The sequence below is a fragment of the Arthrobacter sp. MYb227 genome (genome assembly GCF_002975435.1).
Lineage (GTDB): Bacteria > Actinomycetota > Actinomycetes > Actinomycetales > Micrococcaceae > Paeniglutamicibacter.
The window spans coordinates 509,918-528,048 of sequence record NZ_PCPT01000002.1; the positions used below are offsets into that span (position 1 = coordinate 509,918).

Consider the following 18,131-nt stretch of genomic DNA (forward strand, 5'->3'; position numbering starts at 1 on the left):
TTACCTTCGTAGATGTGAATCAATAGTCTTTCGTATTTCTCGAGTTTTTTCATCATTCTTGATGCCCGATAGTTACAGCTAGCGCGGGGCATTGGCACCGAATAGGGGTCTGTACGCTCCGATCAGTAGGATCTGCGGGCAACGACGCTTCCTCCGCGAAACCCGGAGATGGGCTAGGGGGGTACATATCCTCTGAACCCTGATCTCGACAACGATATTTGGCTATCGGGCCGCTATCGACAGTGCCGATACATCGTGCCCCAGCTGCGGATATCATCGGGAAACATGAGCTTTCGTTGTACAGGAAGAGCCTTGGCCTAGCCGTCGCAGTGGATCTGGACGGAAGCCACGTTAGTTGGGCAAACGAGACCGGAACATATTCCTACTTCTTGGGAGAAAGCTACCCGGCGTACCCCAATGTGAAGAAATGAGCTCGGAGAAAACGATGCAAGACGGAAAACCGCAAGACGCCGTCCCTACTCCCGACCCGGCTCGATGGCGCATTCTTACAGTTCTTCTGGCAACGATGTTTATGTCAATGATCTCGGTGAGCATTGTCAACGTTGTGTTGCCGTCCATCGAAAGTGGATTGGGCTCCTCACAAGCCGATATCCAATGGGTGCTGGCCGGGTACTCATTGACCTTTGGAGTTGTTTTAGTCGCGGCCGGACGAGCCGGAGATGTATATGGCCGCGGAGCAATTTTCCTGACCGGGGTCATCCTCTTTACGCTGTCCTCGATTGCCGGTGGGCTGGCACCGGACCCGATGAGCCTAAACATTGCCAGAGCCTTCCAAGGAATCGGTTCTGGGCTGATCAATCCGCAGATCATGGGCATGATCCAATACTATTTTCAGGGTCAGGAACGTGGGCGAGCCTACGGAAGCGTGGGCACAATGCTGGGAGTTTCGGTGGCTTTGGGTCCGCTTTTGGGTGGCCTGTTGATTTCTTGGTTGGGTGCCGATGCTGGCTGGCGCTGGACCTTTTTGATCAACGTTCCCATTGGCGTGGTTGCGATAATTCTTGCCTTGCGCTGGTTCCCCCGACCATTATTTACCCAAACTCCAACCCAAACCAGAGCTCGAGAAATGGCTCCTGGAGCCGCAATGCTGAGCCGAAAACAAACCGATATGGATCCGGTGGGCGGGGCTCTGCTGGGGTTCGCGGTCCTTGCCGTACTGCTTCCCTTTGTGCAAGGCAGGACGACCGCGTGGACCTGGTGGTTACTTCCGGCTGGCCTGGTGCTCATGGTCGGATGGGTTGTATGGGAAAAACGCTATGCTGCGCGCGGAAAATCTCCCATGGTGGATTTGAGTCTTTTTCGCATTCGTTCCTACACCATGGGGACCGTAATCGCTGGGCTCTATTTCTTCGGAGTGCCCAGTGTCTGGGTCCTGGTAGCGATTTACGTGCAACAGGGACAGGGGTTTAGCGCGTTGGAGGCCGGGCTGTTGGGTCTTCCGGCGGCTTTCTGTACGGCCGTGGGTTCGCACCTGGCCGGGCTGCGGGTCATGGCCTATGGGCGCAAGATTGTGATTGCCGGAATCCTGTGTGCACTTGTGGGACTGCTCATCTGCCTTGCCGTCATTGAACTACATGCCATCGGGAAGGTCGGAATGTGGTGGCTCCTGCTAGGGCTGGCAGCTCTCGGCCTGGCTCAAGGTGCGGTCATTTCCCCGAACCAGGCCCTGACCATGCTTCGGGTTCCGCTCAATGCCGTAGGTAGCGCGGCCGGAATTATGCAAACCTCACAGCGGATTGGCACCGCCGTGGGTATGGCGATCATTACCGCGATCTTCTTTTCCGTATTGGAATCCACAAACTGGGATATTGCCATGCGGGTCGGGCTAATCTCCATTGTCGTGGTGGTAGTTGCCACGATGTTTGTCGCATTTGCCGACCAACGCAGGCGCACCGCTAACACCTAAGCACCAAAGATACGGATCGCAAACCCTTGCCCCCAGCGAAGCGAAGGGACCTTGGTTTATGGTGGGTAAATTACCCACGCTAACCAAAGTCCCTTCGATTTTTTGATTACGAGGTTTCGGAAATTAAGGCCGAGGCCGCACGTTCGGCGATCAGGATGGCCGGGGCATTGGTGTTGCCCGTGGGAACCAGCGGCATGATCGAGGCATCGGCAATGCGAATTCCACCGAGCCCATGGACCTTGAAGGACTGCGGATCAACGACTGCCAGCTCGTCGGTGCCCATTTTGCAGGTGCCAACCTGGTGGTGGTAGGTCACCACCGAATCACGTACGTACTTCTCAAGATCTTCATCCGCTACCGAAGGTCCCGGGTGGATCTCGGTGGGTTCCCAGCTGGCCAGTGCCGCGGAACGACCGATCGCACGGCATTGGGCCACCGAGGCAACCAGCGCGTCCACATCGGCCTGCTCGTTCAGGGCGGCGAGATCGATCAGGATGGGGTCCTCATCATTCGGACCCGAAAGGGTTAGTTGGCCACGGCTTTCGGGACGAACAAGCCCGCCGAGCATCGAAAAGCCGTTCTCCGGGCCGGTCATAGCGCCCGGGGCATAATCTTGCGAATACATTGGCACCGAGAAGAACAGTGGCTGGGTGTCGGAGACCGGAAGATCCGGCTTGGACTTGGCAAAGAAATGTACCTCTGCCGGGGCCGTTTCACCTACCGGAACGGGGCGTGCCGCGGTGCTGAAAATAACCGGGGAGAGTAAGTGATCTTGTAGGTTTTTACCAACACCCGGAACGTCATGAACCGGCTCGATGCCCACTACGGCCAACTCTGCTGCCGGGCCGACACCCGAACGCAGCAACAATTCTGGGGAATTCAGGGCACCGGCGGCCAGAATGGTTTCGGTGGCGCGCAATTGCTTGCGTTCGCCCTGGTGATCGAACTCGACGCCGAGAACCACACCGTCCTCGATGAGCAGACGGCGCGCATGCGCACCGATGAGTAGCTCCAAATTCGGGTGATCGACGACCGGTTTGAGGTAGGCATGCCAGGTATTGAATCGCTTGGCATCGCGCACTGTGAGCTGGATGCGGGAGACGCCCTCGACATCTCCGGAATTGTAGTCCTCGTTGAGTTTGATTCCCGTATCTATGGCTGCAGCGAGCATATCCTCCTGAATAGGGTTGCGGACATAATCCTGAACCACATCCAAAAGCCCTGCATCTCCGTGGGTATCGGAAGCTCCACCGTCGAAGGACTCGATGTCCTTGAAGATCGGCAGCACGCTGTCCCAGCCCCAGCCGGTGCAACCAAGCGATTCCCAGGTATCGTAATCCCAGCGATCCCCACGCACCCAGATGGCAGCATTTAGTGCGTGCGATCCACCCATGACCTTGCCGCGGGGTAAATGAATGCGTCGGTTCGAAGCCCCGGATTGCTGCGTGGTGTAGTAATCCCAATCCTGCTGGCTATGCCACAGGGCGCCGAGCGTATTTAGATGGGCGATGTTTGGGTTGGTATCGAAGTCTCCGGCCTCCAAGAGGCCAACGCGCTTTCCTGCATCGAGCAGGCGGCGCGCTATGACGTTTCCTGCAGACCCTGCACCAACAATGATGTAATCAAGTTTCATGATGTGATCTCTTCTGACTTTCGATTAGTAGCTGATGACCTGTGGCTGACCCAGGTGCTTGAGCCCGGCGACACCAAACTCCAGCCCGTAACCGGACTGCTTGGCTCCGCCGAAGGGAACACGCGGGTCAACGGCCCCGTGCTTATTGATCCATACCGTACCGGCCTGAATGCGGGCGGCTACCTCGCGTGCAGCATCCTTATCCGAGGACCAGACCGAGGCGCCCAGACCGACTTCAAGCCCGTTTGCCATGGCAATTGCCTCATCGACGGTTGAGTACTTGATGATGGGAAGTACCGGACCAAATTGTTCCTGGGCTACCAGTGGATTATCGTTGTCGATGTCCGCGATGAGCGTGGTGGGGTAGAAATAACCCGGCGCCTTGGCATCTGGGTTCGCGCCGGTCAGCACACGGGCACCGGAGGCAACCGCGGCGTCAACCAGCGAGGCAACAATGTCATACTGTGCCTTGTTCTGTAGCGGACCGAGTACATTGTTTTCGTCGAGTCCCACGCCCATGGGCATCTGACCAGCAACTTCGAGCAGAGCGCTACAGACCTCTTCGTAGATGTCTTCGTGTACGTAGAGGCGCTTGAGTGCGGCACAGGTTTGGCCGGTGTTGATGAAAGCGCCCCAGAATAGGTCAGCGGCCATTGCCTTGACATCAGTATCTGGCAGCACGATGCCCGCGTCGTTGCCTCCCAGCTCCAGGGTGAGCCGCTTCACGGTATCGGCGGAGGAACGAATGATTGCCTTGCCGGTGGCGGTAGATCCGGTAAACATTAGCTTGTCGATGCCGTGGTGGGACGAGAGCGCCTCGCCTACGTCGCGGCCGCCGGAAACCACGTGCAGGACATCGCCCGGAAGCGCCGAATTGATGACCTTGGCCAAAGCCAGCACGGATAGTGGGGTGTATTCGCTTGGCTTAAGCACCACGGTGTTGCCCATGCGCAGGGCCGGAGCCAGCTGCCAGACGGAGATCATCATGGGCCAGTTCCACGGGCCAATGGCGCCTACCACGCCCAGCGCGCGGTAGTGCATTTCTGCCATGCCGCCCTCATCATCTACGAGGATCTCGGGATCGAGTTCAAAGCCAGCGGTGGCACGCAACCAGGCGGCGCAGGCACCAACTTCGAAGCGAGCGTTGGGACCATTCAGCGGCTTGCCCTGTTCGCGGGAAAGCAATACGGCAAGGGCCTCGGCATTGGCCTCGATGGCATCGGCCGCGGCGTTCAGCGCAGCACTGCGTGACTCATGGCCCAGTGCATCCCAGCCACGCTGTGCGGCACGGGCCGCAGAAATTGCTGCCTCGAGATCAGCAAGGGTGTGCTCCGGTGCATTGCCTACCGGCTGTCCCGTTGCTGGATCATTGATGGTTCGGCCACCGGTTGCTGGGGAGATGGATGCCAGCAGGTCGTCGGCGGTGGCGAAAGCGGTTGTTTCCGTACGCATGGGGGGCGCTCCTTGGAGATGATGTGGTGGTAGCCGGTAGCTGCCGGCTTGTTTCTCATCTCAAGTGTGTCTCACGGCACAGCGTCTGGGCTTGGCTTTCCCCGTACGTTTCTTGGCTTCCCGCGCATCCGTAGCGCCGGGGAGATTAGCCGTGTAGAGCTAGGGGATTGCGGCGATAGTGGCTGGGGGAAAGCCCAAAGGTGGTTCGAAAAACGCGGCTGAAGTGGGCGCCATCGACAAGGCCCCAACGGGCACCGATCTCTCCAATGGGTACGTGCGCACACAAGGGGTCCACAAGATCTCTGCGGCAATGTTCCATGCGGCGTTCGCGCATCCAGCCGGCAACCGTCAGCCCGGCGGCGGAGAATACCTTTTGTAGGGTTCGGGTTGCCATATGGTGGGCGCGGGCGATCGATTCGGGGCTCAGTGTTGGATCGGCGAGATTTGCCTCGATATGGTGCTGAATACGCCGCAATATTTTGGCGTGGCTATCGGCGCCCTGAGTGGGGCGCGAGTAGATTTCATCGGCAAGCAGTGTTGAGAGCAAATCGACGATGTTCATGGCCAGCCGGTGACCGATGGGGCTTTTGAGTTCGGGTAGCTGGGTGGCGATGGATGCTATGAATGGGGCGACTGCCTCGGCGAGTCTATTGCCCTTGCCCATCGAGACGGCGGTTAGTTGTGAGACGTCGTCGGCTGATAGGCCCAAGAGGTGTTGTGGGAACATGAGGACGAGAGTTTCAAAGGGCTGATCAAAGTTCAATGTGTAGGGTCGCTGCGTGTCATAAATCGCCACATCGCCTGGCGCGAGCGCCGCTTCGCGCCCGTCCTGCAAGAGCAGCCCGTGGCCTGCCAGTTGCAGGCTCAGCTTGTAATGACCGGTCCCGTCCCGGGCAATTAGCGCAGGGGAACGCAGAACCGTTTGTGCATCGGCGTGTAGCTGCATGATCCCCACCTCGTGCAGCTGTCGTCCGCCGAGCTTGCCACTAAAGGGGCCTGGGTGTACCTGTTCGACATCCAACGGCACAAAGGTTGAGGAGATCAACCGCCTCCATTGGGAAAACGTGTCGGCTTCCTCAATCTGGTACATCTGGTGTCCCGTTCTCTTGGTTTGGCTCCCTGTCGGTGTAGCTTACGCCACTGTCTTGCTCACAAGCTGAATGTCGCTGCCCAGTGCTTGAACGAAGTGTTTTTCTAGGAGCGGTAGCTGCTCCAGAAGGGAGCTTCGGCCAGATCGCGAGCGGCAAGGCTGGCACCAGTGAGAGGCGCATCTTCACCTAAAATACTGGCTAATACCTCGAGCTTGGTATTGAGCCGCAGCGGATGCAAAGCCTGATTCAGGAGCTCATCGAAGGGGGCGCTTTTGGCGATCGTTCCGGCGAGAACCACGGCCTGCGGATCGGTAGTTTCAGCCCTATTAGCTATTTGCTCGGCAATGGAACGATCAAAAGCGCTGCATGAGTCGAGATAGGCGTTGTTGCGAAAAGTTTCAAACAGCTAGGCACATCGAGTCGAGCGCTGCTAGGGGGGTGATGCGCCATACTCAAGTAACTGGCCAATCAGGGTTTTTCCACCCGAGCGCAGATAGCTCAGCTCCTTGGCGGCGCCATGCCAGCCACGCTGGACGACTCCAGATATGACCAATCCGGCCCCGATGCCGGGGCCCAGATAGACCATGATGAAGTCGTCGATGCCGTGGGCAATGCCTTGACGTTGTTCGGCAAGCGTCGCCCAGTTCTCGTCATGATCTCGATACACCGGTCCACCACAGACTTCACACAGGAGCGCTCCGAGATCCGCTGGTTCTTCCGGGAATGTCAAGGTCGGTAAGCCCAAAATTTGCCCGGAAGCGGGGTCCACGGGATCGCCGTGAACCCGGCAGCGCTTCACCGACCTGCTGGGCGGAAAATTTGGGTTCAAGACGTTGGTTTGGATCGGTATCTTACTCTCGGTCTTCCAGCAGCTGGTGGGAATCAACGTCATTTTCTACTACTCGACCACTATGTGGAAGTCGGTAGGATTCCAAGAATCTGACTCATTCATGATTTCGGTGATCACCTCGGTGACAAACATCGTGGCAACCATTATCGCCATCTTGCTGGTGGACATGGTGGGACGCAAACTGCTCTTGATGCTCGGTTCGGCCATGATGACGTTGTCGCTGGGCACCCATGGCTGTGGCGTTCGCCCAGGCAACCACCGTCAATGGAGAACTGAGCCTGCCCGGTGCATGGGGCATGATCGCGCTGGTGGCGGCCAACCTCTTTGTTGTGCTTTGGTGCAAGCTGGGGGCCTGTGGTCTGGGTTCTACTGGGGGAGATGTTCCCGAACAGCATTCGATCTCTGGCATTTGGCGTTGGCGCTGCTAGCAATGGATTGCCAATTTTGTTGTCAGCACAACATTCCCGACCCTTGCCGAGCTTGGCTTTCAGGTTGTCTACGGCATTTATGCTGCGTTCGCGTTGCTCTCATTCATCTTTGTGTGGCGCATGGTGCGTGAGACCAAGGGACACCAGCTTGAGCAGATGACGCTCTGAGCTTTTGGCGGTTCCCATCGCGGTCTCAACCAGCTATGTGCTGCTTTATCCGGTCGCGTGATGGCGACCGGATAAAGTGGCGCAGCATCCAACACAGTATTCAACGCGTAGAGTCTGGTGCTCAGACTCATCCGTGCAGTTCTCGGTAAGCGGCAGCCGCGGCCGGGTGTAAAGGAATTTCCGCGGTATTGATCAACAACTCGGGGCTCAAAAACTGCACGCCAACACTCGAACGCGGAATGAGGTCGGCAGCATGCTCGACGAGCATCTTGACGGCTCGACTCACGGTCCGATCCTCAAGATCTGCCCGACACAATAGCAAATTTGCCACGCCCACTGTCCATACAGCATCAATTCCAGCATAGCTATCGGCAGGGATCAGTACCCTGTCGTAGAAGGCACCATAGCTACTGCGCAAGGCCGGAACTAACGCCGAAAGATCGAGGAGTTTCAACCCCGTTTCGCGGTGAGCCGTGGCAATCGCGGCAGTCGGCACACCACCGGACCAGAACAAGGCATCGACGGTGCCCTGCTGCAAGGCAGCAATGCCGCTATTGAGCCCCAAATGTTTCACGGTGATCGTAGCTACACCGTTTCGGGCGTCTTGAGTAGCACTAGTTAGTCCGGCTGCATTGAATAGTCGCGGGGTGATCAGCGATGTCCCCGATCCCGGTTGGCCAACCGCCACTGTCTTACCGGCAAGTTCAGCAAATGAATTGATATCGCTATCTTTGCGCACCACACAGTGCACATAGTTTTCATAGACTTTGCCCAGTGCAAGAACCTGTCCCGGTGATGCGGTGGATCCCTGGGTTTGTTGGGCCGCAGCATCGGCCAGAGCCACGGCGAGATCGGCCTTGCCGGTGCGCAAAAATTCCAGATTCTGGAGGCTGCCACCGGTTTCCACGACTACCGCGTGCTCTGCCACTTCGTAACGTTGTAAGGATTCGGCGAGCAACATTGAAAATTCAAGGTAGAAACCTCCGGGTTCGCCACCGGCAACGGTGAGTTGTGCGGGCCGTCCCTCGGTTGTACATGCACTAAGTACAGTGCTCAGGGCGCTGCTTAAACTCACCACAATTCCGGCCTTGAGCAGGCCGCGCCTAGAAACTAGGGGCTTCTTGGAACATGCTGTGTTCATGGCGTACCGATCGTTGGGTGTGAATCTTTCACACCAAATTCGAGCCGTGCGCTCAGTCCCTGAGTATCGTTTGGACCCAGCACCAAATGACCTCCATTGGCCTCGGCAAGTTTTTGAACTATTGTCATGCCCATTCCGGTACCCCGAATTCCCTCATGCCCGGTGCCGCGCCAGAAGCGGGTTGTTGCCTGTGCCAGTTGCTGGCCGGTGAGACCGGGACCCGAATCGGTAATAGCAATGACTACACGCCCCAGCCCAACATGAAGCGCTGCACTGATTTTGGAACCCTCCGCGTATTTGAGGGCGTTGGTGAGCAGCTCGCCAATCATTTGGGCCAACTCCACCGGGTTACAAGCGATCACCACCTGCGGGTCTTCAACGGTGTCAAAACTGATGCTTGTCCCCGCGCGAAGCGCTGCGGGTTGTGCCCTATCGATTTCTTCTTCCACCACCAAAAACGGGTTGGTGGTGGCAGCCATTGTCGCGTTGGGTGAATTTAGTGCCTCGCGGGCGGAACCTTCAAAGGCCCGGTGTTCGGCCACCGCGAGTCGAAGCACCGAATCCAAAAGTTCTTCGACTCGCTCAAGTTCTTTGAGTACCCCGGCACCCGCTTCACGTTCAGTGGCATTACTAAGCTGTAGCAGCAATAAATCTACGCGCAGACGCAGGGCGCCAATGGGGTTGCGTAATTCGTGTGAGGTATCGGCGATGAGTTGGCGTTGGGACTCCAAGCTCTCGCTGACGGCCTCGGCCATGGCTGTAAACGAGCGATTCAGCTCGCGTAATTCCGGCGGCCCGTCCTCAGGTAAAGAGTCGCTGCGACCTGTCTCGCGTAACTGAGTCACCGCCTCATTCAATCTGTGTACCGGACGCAAAACCCATCCGGTCACGCGCCATGCAGCGAAGAGCAGCAAGATTGAAAGTCCCGCGGCCGCCAAACCCACGAGTAGCCAACGCAGCAGCAGTTTCTGCCGCGCAGCATCCAACCTCACCTCCAACACCACCTCCCCAAGAACCTGATTAGCGCTTCCCACCGAACGCGAGATGACCTCGGTTCCGCTCCCCAAGGGGGTGATAACCGGTAGTGTGGTGTCGCTCAGATTCAGGCTTGCACGCCCCAAGGCTTCAATGACATCTGCCCGCCGCGCATCAAGAGCACCAGACTCCAAGATTTTTCCTTGTAAGCGCACCAAGATGCCCTCGTCGTAAAGCGCGGAATAGGTATCCATTTCTAGCTGTAGCCCGGAGGTATCTGTCTCGACCGTTGCGTCGTAAGCAAGCAACGCGATTCTATTCAGTGAGGCAACACGGTTGATTTGGATTTCTTGGGTGAGCTCACGGCTGCTCGAGGTCAGGATCACGTTGGAAATGATCAGCACCAAAAGAATGACGAGCACACTGAGTACGCCAAGGACCCGCGCCTTCACCGAGGGTCGGCTTCGATCCGATAGCCGACGCCACGAACGTTGACGATGAAACCCGGAAGCTGGAGTTTGGAACGCAGACCGGTGAGATGGACGTCCAAGGAACGCGAGGAAGCCAGGAAGGCATCTCCCCACAACACATCGAGAATTTGTTCCCGGGTCACCACCGAACCTGCGCTCTTGGCCAAAAGTGCGAGGAGATCGAATTCGGTGGCAGTCAGCGATACTTCACGTTCCGCTACCCACGCCACGCGACGATCCAGCTCGATCTCCAATTCACCTACCGTCAGCCGTGAACTATTGCGTTCTTCAAGTAGTCGGGTGCGCCTGGTGACAGCCTCGATGCGGGCTAGGAGCTCCACCAGCTTGACCGGTTTAACTAGATAATCATCGGCGCCAGAGCGTAGCCCCAGGACAACGCTGCGTTCATCATCGCGGGCCGTAAGGATCAAGATGGGACATTGGGTCACCTGGCGCAGCTTGCGCAGGACCTCAAGTCCATCCATATCCGGTAAACCCAGATCCAGCAGGATGACATCGAAATCCCTGTGCCGCAGCAGCGCATCGGATCCGCGAGCCACACGTTGCGCATTTTGTCCGGTGGAGCGTACCGCTGCTAGCAGTGCAGCCGCCATGGAGTCATCGTCTTCAACGATGAGTGCATCCATGGGATAGGTTTCCTTCCCTCACGAGTCATTGTCTTAGCTGGTTTGCCGCTGAAAACGCTTTTCAATGGGCGCCAAAATGCTGTTGCTTCCGTCTTGGAGGGTAGCAGTTTTCGGCATTTTCCGCCCCCTACGGCGGGTTCTCACAACGCACGATTTTCTTGACTCTGCCGGTGAAGACTTAAGGAAGTGTTAGGAAATCCGGATTGCGTTGGCCGTGCCACGTATCACGCATACCTTAGGTTGATGGCCCTGGGTTTGTGTGGGTCGCCAACGTCATAGGAGGAACCCGCATGAGCAATGCTGCCGTGGATAAAAATAAGAAAACGCGTAGGTCCGGAAACGGGGTCAAATCCGCCGCGTCGGAACGGGAAGCTGCGGAAACACGTCGTGCCGTCAGCAACATTCTCAAGGGCTCTGCAGGCAACCTTGTTGAATGGTTTGACCTCTACGTCTACACGGTATTTGCCGCGTACTTCCAGTCACACTTCTTCAACGCCACCAATGAATTGCAGGCGGGCCTTGAAGCCATGGCGGTCTTCGCCACCTCATTCCTGATGCGTCCGGTAGGCGCCTGGTTCTTCGGTCGTTACGCCGACCGACACGGCCGCAAGGCCGCGCTGACGTTGTCGGTCACACTGATGAGCGCCGGCTCATTCGCCATCGCAATCTTGCCGACCCAGGAAGCCATCGGCATGTGGGCCATGATCCTGCTAGTCTTCGTGCGCCTGTTGCAAGGCTTCTCGGTAGGTGGCGAATATGGAACCAGTGCCACCTATATGTCCGAGGCCGCGACCTCCAAGCGTCGTGGATTCTTCTCCTCATTCCAGTACGTGACACTGATCGGTGGTCAGATGTTGGCCCTGCTGGTCCTGGTCATCCTGCAAAACACCATGAGCCACGAATCCCTTGTCGAGTGGGGATGGCGGATCCCGTTCGCCATCGGTGGTGTCGCGGCGCTCGTGGTCCTCTGGTTGCGACGCTCCATGGAAGAAACGGTTTCCGCCGAGCAGGTTGCTGCGGCAAATAAGCCTGGTGTTGCCGGCGAAGCGCAGCCTGGCACGATGAAGCTGCTCTTCACCCAGTACTGGAAGCCGCTGCTGATTTGCATTGGTGTCACCTTGGGCGGCACCGTGGCCTTCTACACCTACACCAACTTCATCTTGAAGTTCATGAACGATACCTCAGGTATTCCCAAGACCCAAACCTCGCTGATCAACTTCTGGGCACTGTTTATCTTCATGCTGCTACAGCCCGTTTATGGCATGATTTCGGATAAGATCGGCCGCAAGCCGCTGTTGCTCTGGTTCGGCATCACCGGCGTCCTCTTTACCTGGCCGTTGCTCTCGCTACTCGCCGGTACCCAGAACCCCATTTTTGCCTTCCTGCTGATGATGGGCGGACTGATCATTGTCGGTGGTTACACCTCTATCAACGCGCTGGTGAAAGCGGAACTATTCCCCGCCTCTATCCGTGCCCTCGGTGTTGGTCTTGGCTACGCGATTGCCAACTCACTCTTCGGTGGCACCGTCCCATTGATCGGCGCCGCCTTCCAGAAGGCCGACCGCATTGACCTGTTCTTCACTTACGTCACCGTGGCAATTGCCATCTCCCTGCTGGTCTACATCTTTGCGCTGAAGAACAAGAAGACCACGCACCTTGATACCGAGCAGGGTCACGCGTGGAAGGGCAAGAATTCGGAGGCGGAGGACCAGGGCGACGACAAGAAGGATCTCATCGACGCCTAGTTTCCCTTGGCCGGGGTAGTTCCCGCATGAAAATCCACTCGCATACACGCGTCCCAACCGCGCGTGCGAGTGGATTTTTTGTGCCAGTGGTGACCCGAAATCTAACGCCGGGCGACTGAATCCATGCAAGGAATTCATAAATAAGCTCTTGCTTATATAAGTCAAAGTTGTAGTATGTCCTTGTGCATGCATTTGAAGTCCTCAGCGACCCGACGCGACGCCGCATCCTCGAGCTACTGGCCGACGGTGAACTGAGTTCCGGGGCCATTACCGGATCCATCCGGGAAGAGTTCGGAATCTCGCAACCGGCTGTTTCCCAACACCTGCGGGTGTTGCGAGACAGTGGGTTCGCCTCCGTCAGGGCAGCGGGAACCCGACGGCTATACGCAGTTGCTTCCGGGCCGCTACGCGACATCGATGCGTGGCTCGCGGACTTCAGGCACTTCTGGGACCAGCCATTGGACGCGCTGGAAACCGAAATTGCCCGTGGAAAACGAAAACGGCGACTGGTCGCTTTAGCTATCAATGACCCAACGACCTCTCTTAAGGAGTAGCAATGATCGACATCGCACATCAGATCGGAGCCATCGACCGGTCGGTTTCCTTCCGGAGCATGGAAGACGGCAGTGAAACAGTGTCGGTGCTGGCGCGCCGCAGGTACAAGTCAGATCCGGAAGACTTATGGGATGCATTGACTAATCCCGAACGCATCCCGCGCTGGTTCCTTCCAATCAGCGGAGAACTCCGGGAAGGCGGTACCTTCCAACTGGAGGGCAATGCCGGCGGCCGAATTCTGGAATGCTTGCCACCGTCCCGGCTCAAGGTCACTTTCGGGGGAGACTCAAGCCTCGTCGAGCTACGCCTGACCGCCGGAGCATCCGGGACAACATCCCTAGAGTTGGAGCACACGGTTCCGCTGGCCATGGCGCAAAGCGGTGCCGGGGCACTGTGGGTAGGTCCGGGCTGGGACGGGATGTTCTTGGCCCTGGGATTGTTTGTGGACGGCATCGTGTCCGAGGATCCTGCGGCCGCAGCGCTTTCACCCGAAGCGCTGGCCTTTTCCGAACGCTCGGTTCGGGTCTGGGCCGAGACGGTGCGGGAATCGGGCACTGCCACGCCCGAACAACTCGCCGAGGCATTGGCCATATCCCTGGCCCAGTTTGCGCCCGGAACCTCGGACCCTGCCGCTTCCTAGCGGTTGCGTACCGGTGGTCACCATCGTACTCAGGACGCCGCGGTACACGATGTCTCCCAGAGGTCGCGAGCCTGACGCGCTCTAGGGCATGTAAAAAGCGTGTCTCGATTGGCGATCGCGCGGAAGCGGAATCAAAAATCGCCGTGCCGAGAGCTAGCCGTTGAAGGTTCCCGGGAACGGGCCGGTGCGTCCATCGCGATCCAGCGCATCGAGAGTTGCAATCTCGGGATTCGTCAACTCAAAACCGAATACATCCAAGTTCGCGGCAATCCGTGAGCGAGTGACCGACTTGGGGATCACCACATTGCCGCGCTGTAGGTGCCAGCGCAGTACCACCTGTGCGGCACTGACCCCATGAGTCGCGGCGGCCGCCGCTACCGCTGGATCGTTGAGCACGGCACCCTGGGCCAGCGGGCTCCAAGCCTCTGTGACGATACCATTGGCGCGGTTCGCAGCAGCTGTCTCGCGATTTTGCAGGAAGGGGTGCAGCTCTATCTGGTTGACGGCCGGAACCGTGCCACCTAGCTCAACCACGTGTTGGAGCTGTCCGGGCAGGAAATTGGAGACCCCGATGGACCGGGTGAGTCCCTCGGCCCGTAGCTCTTCTAACGTTTGCCAGGATTCGAGGTAGGCCGCGGTATCGGTGCCCGGCCAGTGGATCAAGTAGAGATCTACATGATCCAAACCCAGTTTTTCAAGGCTTGAGTGCATTGCAGTGCGGGTCGAGTTTTTCCCTAAGTCGCCAAGCCAGAGTTTGGTTGTGACAAAGAGTTCGGTGCGCTTGAGAGCAGATTCTGTAAGCGCCCGGCCTACACCTGATTCGTTGCCGTAGATAGAGGCCGTGTCTATGCTGCGGTACCCGGCTTCCAAGGCCGAGGCCACGGCATTGGTTGTCTGCTCACCCGGGACTTGAAAGACGCCAAAGCCCAGTTGCGGCATGGTGTTTCCATCGTTGAGGGTGATGTTTGGGATGTTATTTGTTGTGCTTTTCATGAACAGATTCCTTGAATAGAGACGGATCGGAGACGGGTGAAGTTTGGGTATAGGATTTACCCGATGGTGGCCGGAACAGGGTCGGAAACCTTTGATTTTGCGTATTCGCCGCCCGGCGCGCGCGTGGCGATAAGCAAGACAGCGAGACCTGCAACCGTGATCCCCGCACCAGCCCACAACGGTGAGGTATAGCCAAAGCCTGCGGCGATGGTCAGTCCGCCTACCCACGCTCCGAGCGCGTTGCCTAGGTTGAAGGCGGCAATATTGGCGCCCGAGGCAAGTGTTGGCGCATGGCTAGCGTGGTTCATGATGCGCATCTGCAGCCCGGGGACGGACGCGAAACCAATGCCGCCCATCAGGAACAACGCAATAATGGTGGCGATTTGGTTGCCAGCGGTCCATGCGAAGGTAACCAAGACTATGACCAAGGCACCAAGAACGATGATCAGTGTGGCCGCTAGATTACGATCGGCAGCGCGACCCCCGAGGATATTGCCAACAAAGAGTCCAATCCCGAAGAGTACAAGTAGCCAAGGAACGGAACTTGCCGCAAAACCGCTGACTCCGGTGAGTGTGAAAGCAATGTAGGTGAAGGCACCAAACATGCCTCCGTAGCCCAGAATTGTCACGACCATGGAGAGCCAGACCTGAGGATTCCGGAAGATGTTGAATTCTGCGAAAACACCGCTGCTCGCCGAGCGGGCAAGATTACCCGGAACCAGCAGCTTGATGCCGAAGAAGGCAATGATGCCGATGCCGGTGATAGCCCAGAAGGTTGAGCGCCACCCGGCAGCCTGACCAAGTAATGTGCCAAAGGGGACGCCGAGTACGTTGGCGATGGTTAGTCCGGCAAACATGAAGGCAATGGCACCTGCACGCTTGTTCGCCGAGACCAGATCCGCTGCGACTACAGAGCCAATTCCGAAGAAGGCTCCGTGGCACAGCGCAGCAATAATGCGTCCGAGCATCACTAATTCATAGCTGGGTCCGGTGGCACTGAGCAGGTTTCCGAGGATGAATAGCAGCATCAGGAAGAGCAGCGATTTTTTGCGGTCCAGCCGACTAAGGAGTGCGGTGAGGATGATGGCGCCGAGGGCCACTGCTAGTGCATAACCTGAAATGAGGTAGCCGGCAACGGTTTCGGAAACGCCGAAATCTGCGGCAATTTCGGGCAGTAGGCCCATGATGACAAATTCAGTGAGCCCGATTCCGAAGCCGCCCAGGGCGAGGGCGTAGAGAGCTATGGGCATGGTGAACCTTTGACGTGAGATGAGAGGGAATAGTGGGCGCCTTGAGGACGCTCAACAATTCATTGCGTGTGCAATTACTTGCTGACGCAATGATTGCACACGCGCTATATCAGCGCAAGGTGTTATGCTTGAGATGTCAAAAATAGGAGGAGTATCACTCATGGGGATCAGGGATGACGCGGTGCAAGTTCGCGCACAAGGTTGGCGTACGCTCGCTGCGCTGCACAACCTCATTGAGGGAGATCTTGAACGCGCGCTCCAGAGAGAACATGGCCTCTCCGTTGTTGAGTTCACGGTTCTTGATGCACTAGGCAGGCAGGACGGATGGCACATGCGCATGGCCCAGCTGGCGCGCGCCGCGGCGCTTTCCTCCTCGGCCACCACACGCCTGGTAACCAGACTTGAGGATCGTGCGCTGCTCACCCGCATCCTGTGCGTGGATGACAGGCGCGGAATTTATACCGAGCTCACGGCTGCCGGAGAAAAGCTCCTCAACGAGGCACATCCAACTCACGATGCGGTGCTCCAAGAAGCCTTGGAAAATGCTGCAAAGGTTCCCGAACTCAAGGATCTAGTCACCGCGGTGGCACCGGCCAACGCCTAAATGGCGCCCGTAGTTCATTTTCCGTCTGTCGGTCCGCTCAAATGACCAGTGCGCGGTGCATTCATGACGTTATGTGTATAAAAACGACCAATAGATGACGCCCTAGGGCTGAAATTGGTGATCCCTGACGGTGATAAACCGGCAATGGTGACGAACCATGACGAGGTACTTCGCACGGTGAAGCAACGGATGCGCGACGCCCCTGAAAGTTCCTAGAGTCAACTCATTGATTCGATGTGAACCACCGACAGGAGCCCAGTAACAATGAGCGCAACGACCCTTGAAACCCAGACACTTCCCCGCACCCCATGGAGTGGGCATCCCGATGAACAAGAACTTGAGCATTGGAAATCGGTGGCTCGTACCGTTGCCGAAGCCCTTGCCAGCGACGCCTTGGAACGCGACAAAGCAAACCAAGAGCCCTTCAACGAGGTGGCCCTGCTTCGTGAATCCGGGTTGCTGAACCTACTGATTCCCGCCGAATTCGGTGGCGCAGGTGGCCACTGGGAATCCTCATTTGAAGCAGTGCGCATTATTGCCTCGGTTGATGGTTCGATTGCACAGCTACTTGCCTACCACTACACAAACCAAGCAAGCATCGCGTACTACGCAACTCCGGAGAATCAGCGTGAATGGTTTGTCCGTAGTGCCGCCGAAGGCTGGCTGTGGGGAGATTCGGTGAACCCGGTTGACCCGGATCTCTCGTTCGTTGCCACGGGTGATGGCTATGTACTGAACGGACTCAAGCGCTTCTCCACGGGATCCTCGGTGGGCGATGTCATCGTCATCAACGCGGCAGTCACCGGCGGTGAAAACGATGGAAAGGTACTCGCCTTCGTCCTTGAACGCTCCCGCGCAGGACTTGAGCTACTTGGCGACTGGGACTTCCTAGGTCAGCGGCTCTCGGCCTCAGGATCGGTGAAGTACAGCGAGGTACAAGTAGCACCCGAAGATATTCTTGGTGAGGTCACCGCCGAGCCCATCGTTACGCTACTGACCCCGGGCCTGCAGCTTGCCTTCGGCAACTTCTACCTCGGTATTGCCGAAGGCGCCTTGGCCAAGGGACGCGAAATCCTGCTAGAACGCAAGAATTCCTGGTTTCTCTCCGAGGCGCCAACCTACTCCCACGATCCAATTTTCCAGCGTGCCCTTGGCGAATTGAAGGCCCGCACCGCGGCAGTTGGTGCACTTGCCGAAAAGCTGAACCGCCGCTTCAACACGGTAGTCGGCAAGGCAGGGGAACTAAATGCGCAGCAGCGCGGAGCCTTCGCAGTTGAAATTGCCGAGCTCAAGGTTGTAGCAACCGAAGTTGGGTTAGAGGTAGCAAACAGAATCTTTGAGGTTACCGGTTCTAGCTCCACCAAGAACGATGTGGGCCTTGACCTGTTCTGGCGCAACGTGCGTACACACTCGCTGCATGATCCGGTCGATTACAAAAAGATCGAGGTCGGCAAGTACTTCCTGCACGGAACCAACGCACCACTTTCGCTGTACACCTAAAGCTCCACCCCCCACATTCGCTACAGCTACATCGGAAGTGCACCTCCTGGTGTAGCGAATCC

Annotated in this window: 16 protein-coding genes and 1 pseudogene; 7 read left to right on the forward strand and 10 right to left on the reverse strand. The window is 57.5% G+C overall.

Translation table 11 applies throughout. The annotated features are described in order from the left end of the window. The first annotated feature begins 427 nt into the window (after positions 1-427). Positions 428-1,927, forward strand: coding sequence for an MFS transporter (locus CQ018_RS06220; protein ID WP_258142416.1), 1,500 nt, complete (start codon positions 428-430; stop codon positions 1,925-1,927). A gap of 106 nt (positions 1,928-2,033) precedes the next feature. Here the strand turns inward: CQ018_RS06220 and CQ018_RS06225 are convergent, their stop codons facing one another. The 5 genes from CQ018_RS06225 to CQ018_RS06245 all read right to left on the reverse strand — a co-directional run bounded on the left by CQ018_RS06225 (position 2,034) and on the right by CQ018_RS06245 (position 6,872). Then, positions 2,034-3,560, reverse strand: coding sequence for a GMC family oxidoreductase (locus CQ018_RS06225; protein ID WP_105549114.1), 1,527 nt, complete (start codon positions 3,558-3,560; stop codon positions 2,034-2,036). A 24-nt stretch (positions 3,561-3,584) separates the two neighbouring features. Further along, entirely contained in the window at positions 3,585-5,012 is a 1,428-nt protein-coding gene (locus CQ018_RS06230) for an aldehyde dehydrogenase family protein (protein WP_105549115.1), read from the reverse strand. 145 nt (positions 5,013-5,157) lie between these two features. Further along, positions 5,158-6,102 carry a helix-turn-helix domain-containing protein gene (locus tag CQ018_RS06235; RefSeq protein WP_105549116.1) on the reverse strand — a complete coding sequence of 315 codons (945 nt, stop codon included), beginning with the start codon at positions 6,100-6,102 and terminating at the stop codon, positions 5,158-5,160. Between the two features lie 104 nt (positions 6,103-6,206). Further along, the gene (locus tag CQ018_RS19795) at positions 6,207-6,509 is read right to left on the reverse strand and encodes an ROK family protein (RefSeq protein WP_146111831.1); all 303 of its coding nucleotides are present in this window, start codon (positions 6,507-6,509) and stop codon (positions 6,207-6,209) included. A 24-nt stretch (positions 6,510-6,533) separates the two neighbouring features. Continuing rightward, positions 6,534-6,872: an ROK family protein gene (locus tag CQ018_RS06245; protein ID WP_181149763.1), complete on the reverse strand. Its 339-nt coding sequence runs from the start codon at positions 6,870-6,872 to the stop codon at positions 6,534-6,536. Positions 6,873-6,903: 31 nt separating this feature from the next. Here CQ018_RS06245 and CQ018_RS06250 point away from each other — a divergent pair. Continuing rightward, positions 6,904-7,549 (forward strand): annotated as a pseudogene (locus CQ018_RS06250) (MFS transporter); the annotation flags it as partial. A gap of 127 nt (positions 7,550-7,676) precedes the next feature. Here CQ018_RS06250 and CQ018_RS06255 read toward each other — a convergent pair. From CQ018_RS06255 to CQ018_RS06265, 3 genes are read right to left on the reverse strand one after another with little or no spacing between them, the layout of a single operon-like run. Then, positions 7,677-8,690 (reverse strand): TAXI family TRAP transporter solute-binding subunit, encoded by a 1,014-nt coding sequence (locus tag CQ018_RS06255; protein WP_105549119.1) that lies wholly within the window; start codon positions 8,688-8,690, stop codon positions 7,677-7,679. Further along, positions 8,687-10,117 carry a HAMP domain-containing sensor histidine kinase gene (locus tag CQ018_RS06260; protein ID WP_105549120.1) on the reverse strand — a complete coding sequence of 477 codons (1,431 nt, stop codon included), beginning with the start codon at positions 10,115-10,117 and terminating at the stop codon, positions 8,687-8,689. Before CQ018_RS06260 ends, CQ018_RS06255 begins: the two co-directional genes overlap by 4 nt. After that, on the reverse strand, positions 10,114-10,782 hold the full coding sequence (locus tag CQ018_RS06265; RefSeq protein WP_105549121.1) for a response regulator transcription factor: 669 nt from the start codon (positions 10,780-10,782) through the stop codon (positions 10,114-10,116). The genes CQ018_RS06260 and CQ018_RS06265 overlap by 4 nt, the downstream gene beginning before the upstream one ends. Before the next feature lie 290 nt (positions 10,783-11,072). Between CQ018_RS06265 and CQ018_RS06270 the strand changes: the two genes are divergently transcribed. The 3 genes from CQ018_RS06270 (at position 11,073) to CQ018_RS06280 (ending at position 13,722) form a co-directional block, all read left to right on the forward strand. Continuing rightward, positions 11,073-12,527, forward strand: a complete 1,455-nt coding sequence (locus CQ018_RS06270) for an MFS transporter (protein WP_105549122.1) — start codon at positions 11,073-11,075, stop codon at positions 12,525-12,527. Positions 12,528-12,709: 182 nt separating this feature from the next. Further along, on the forward strand, positions 12,710-13,081 hold the full coding sequence (locus CQ018_RS06275) for a helix-turn-helix transcriptional regulator (protein ID WP_105549123.1): 372 nt from the start codon (positions 12,710-12,712) through the stop codon (positions 13,079-13,081). Between the two features lie 2 nt (positions 13,082-13,083). Next, entirely contained in the window at positions 13,084-13,722 is a 639-nt protein-coding gene (locus CQ018_RS06280; RefSeq protein ID WP_105549124.1) for an SRPBCC domain-containing protein, read from the forward strand. A gap of 153 nt (positions 13,723-13,875) precedes the next feature. Here CQ018_RS06280 and CQ018_RS06285 read toward each other — a convergent pair whose 3' ends face one another. After that, on the reverse strand, positions 13,876-14,715 hold the full coding sequence (locus CQ018_RS06285; RefSeq protein ID WP_105549125.1) for an aldo/keto reductase: 840 nt from the start codon (positions 14,713-14,715) through the stop codon (positions 13,876-13,878). A 56-nt stretch (positions 14,716-14,771) separates the two neighbouring features. Continuing rightward, a complete protein-coding gene (locus CQ018_RS06290) occupies positions 14,772-15,965 on the reverse strand; it encodes an MFS transporter (RefSeq protein ID WP_105549126.1) in 1,194 nt (397 codons plus the stop codon). 160 nt (positions 15,966-16,125) lie between these two features. On the opposite strand from CQ018_RS06290, the gene CQ018_RS06295 reads away from it, so the two are divergent. After that, positions 16,126-16,569 (forward strand): MarR family winged helix-turn-helix transcriptional regulator, encoded by a 444-nt coding sequence (locus CQ018_RS06295; protein ID WP_105549127.1) that lies wholly within the window; start codon positions 16,126-16,128, stop codon positions 16,567-16,569. Positions 16,570-16,833: 264 nt separating this feature from the next. Beyond that, the gene (locus CQ018_RS06300) at positions 16,834-18,069 is read left to right on the forward strand and encodes an acyl-CoA dehydrogenase family protein (protein WP_105549128.1); all 1,236 of its coding nucleotides are present in this window, start codon (positions 16,834-16,836) and stop codon (positions 18,067-18,069) included. Positions 18,070-18,131 lie beyond the last annotated feature (62 nt).

Bases quoted from the DNA above. Each gene is read 5' to 3' on its own strand.
- CQ018_RS06285 (WP_105549125.1), bottom strand. From the start codon at position 14,715: ATGAAAAGCACAACAAATAACATCCCAAACATCACCCTCAACGATGGA.
- CQ018_RS06220 (WP_258142416.1), top strand. From the start codon at position 428: ATGAGCTCGGAGAAAACGATGCAAGACGGAAAACCGCAAGACGCCGTC.
- CQ018_RS06255 (WP_105549119.1), bottom strand. From the start codon at position 8,690: ATGAACACAGCATGTTCCAAGAAGCCCCTAGTTTCTAGGCGCGGCCTG.
- CQ018_RS06290 (WP_105549126.1), bottom strand. From the start codon at position 15,965: ATGCCCATAGCTCTCTACGCCCTCGCCCTGGGCGGCTTCGGAATCGGG.
- CQ018_RS06270 (WP_105549122.1), top strand. From the start codon at position 11,073: ATGAGCAATGCTGCCGTGGATAAAAATAAGAAAACGCGTAGGTCCGGA.
- CQ018_RS06235 (WP_105549116.1), bottom strand. From the start codon at position 6,102: ATGTACCAGATTGAGGAAGCCGACACGTTTTCCCAATGGAGGCGGTTG.
- CQ018_RS06265 (WP_105549121.1), bottom strand. From the start codon at position 10,782: ATGGATGCACTCATCGTTGAAGACGATGACTCCATGGCGGCTGCACTG.
- CQ018_RS06225 (WP_105549114.1), bottom strand. From the start codon at position 3,560: ATGAAACTTGATTACATCATTGTTGGTGCAGGGTCTGCAGGAAACGTC.
- CQ018_RS06300 (WP_105549128.1), top strand. From the start codon at position 16,834: ATGAGCGCAACGACCCTTGAAACCCAGACACTTCCCCGCACCCCATGG.
- CQ018_RS06280 (WP_105549124.1), top strand. From the start codon at position 13,084: ATGATCGACATCGCACATCAGATCGGAGCCATCGACCGGTCGGTTTCC.
- CQ018_RS06230 (WP_105549115.1), bottom strand. From the start codon at position 5,012: ATGCGTACGGAAACAACCGCTTTCGCCACCGCCGACGACCTGCTGGCA.
- CQ018_RS06295 (WP_105549127.1), top strand. From the start codon at position 16,126: ATGGGGATCAGGGATGACGCGGTGCAAGTTCGCGCACAAGGTTGGCGT.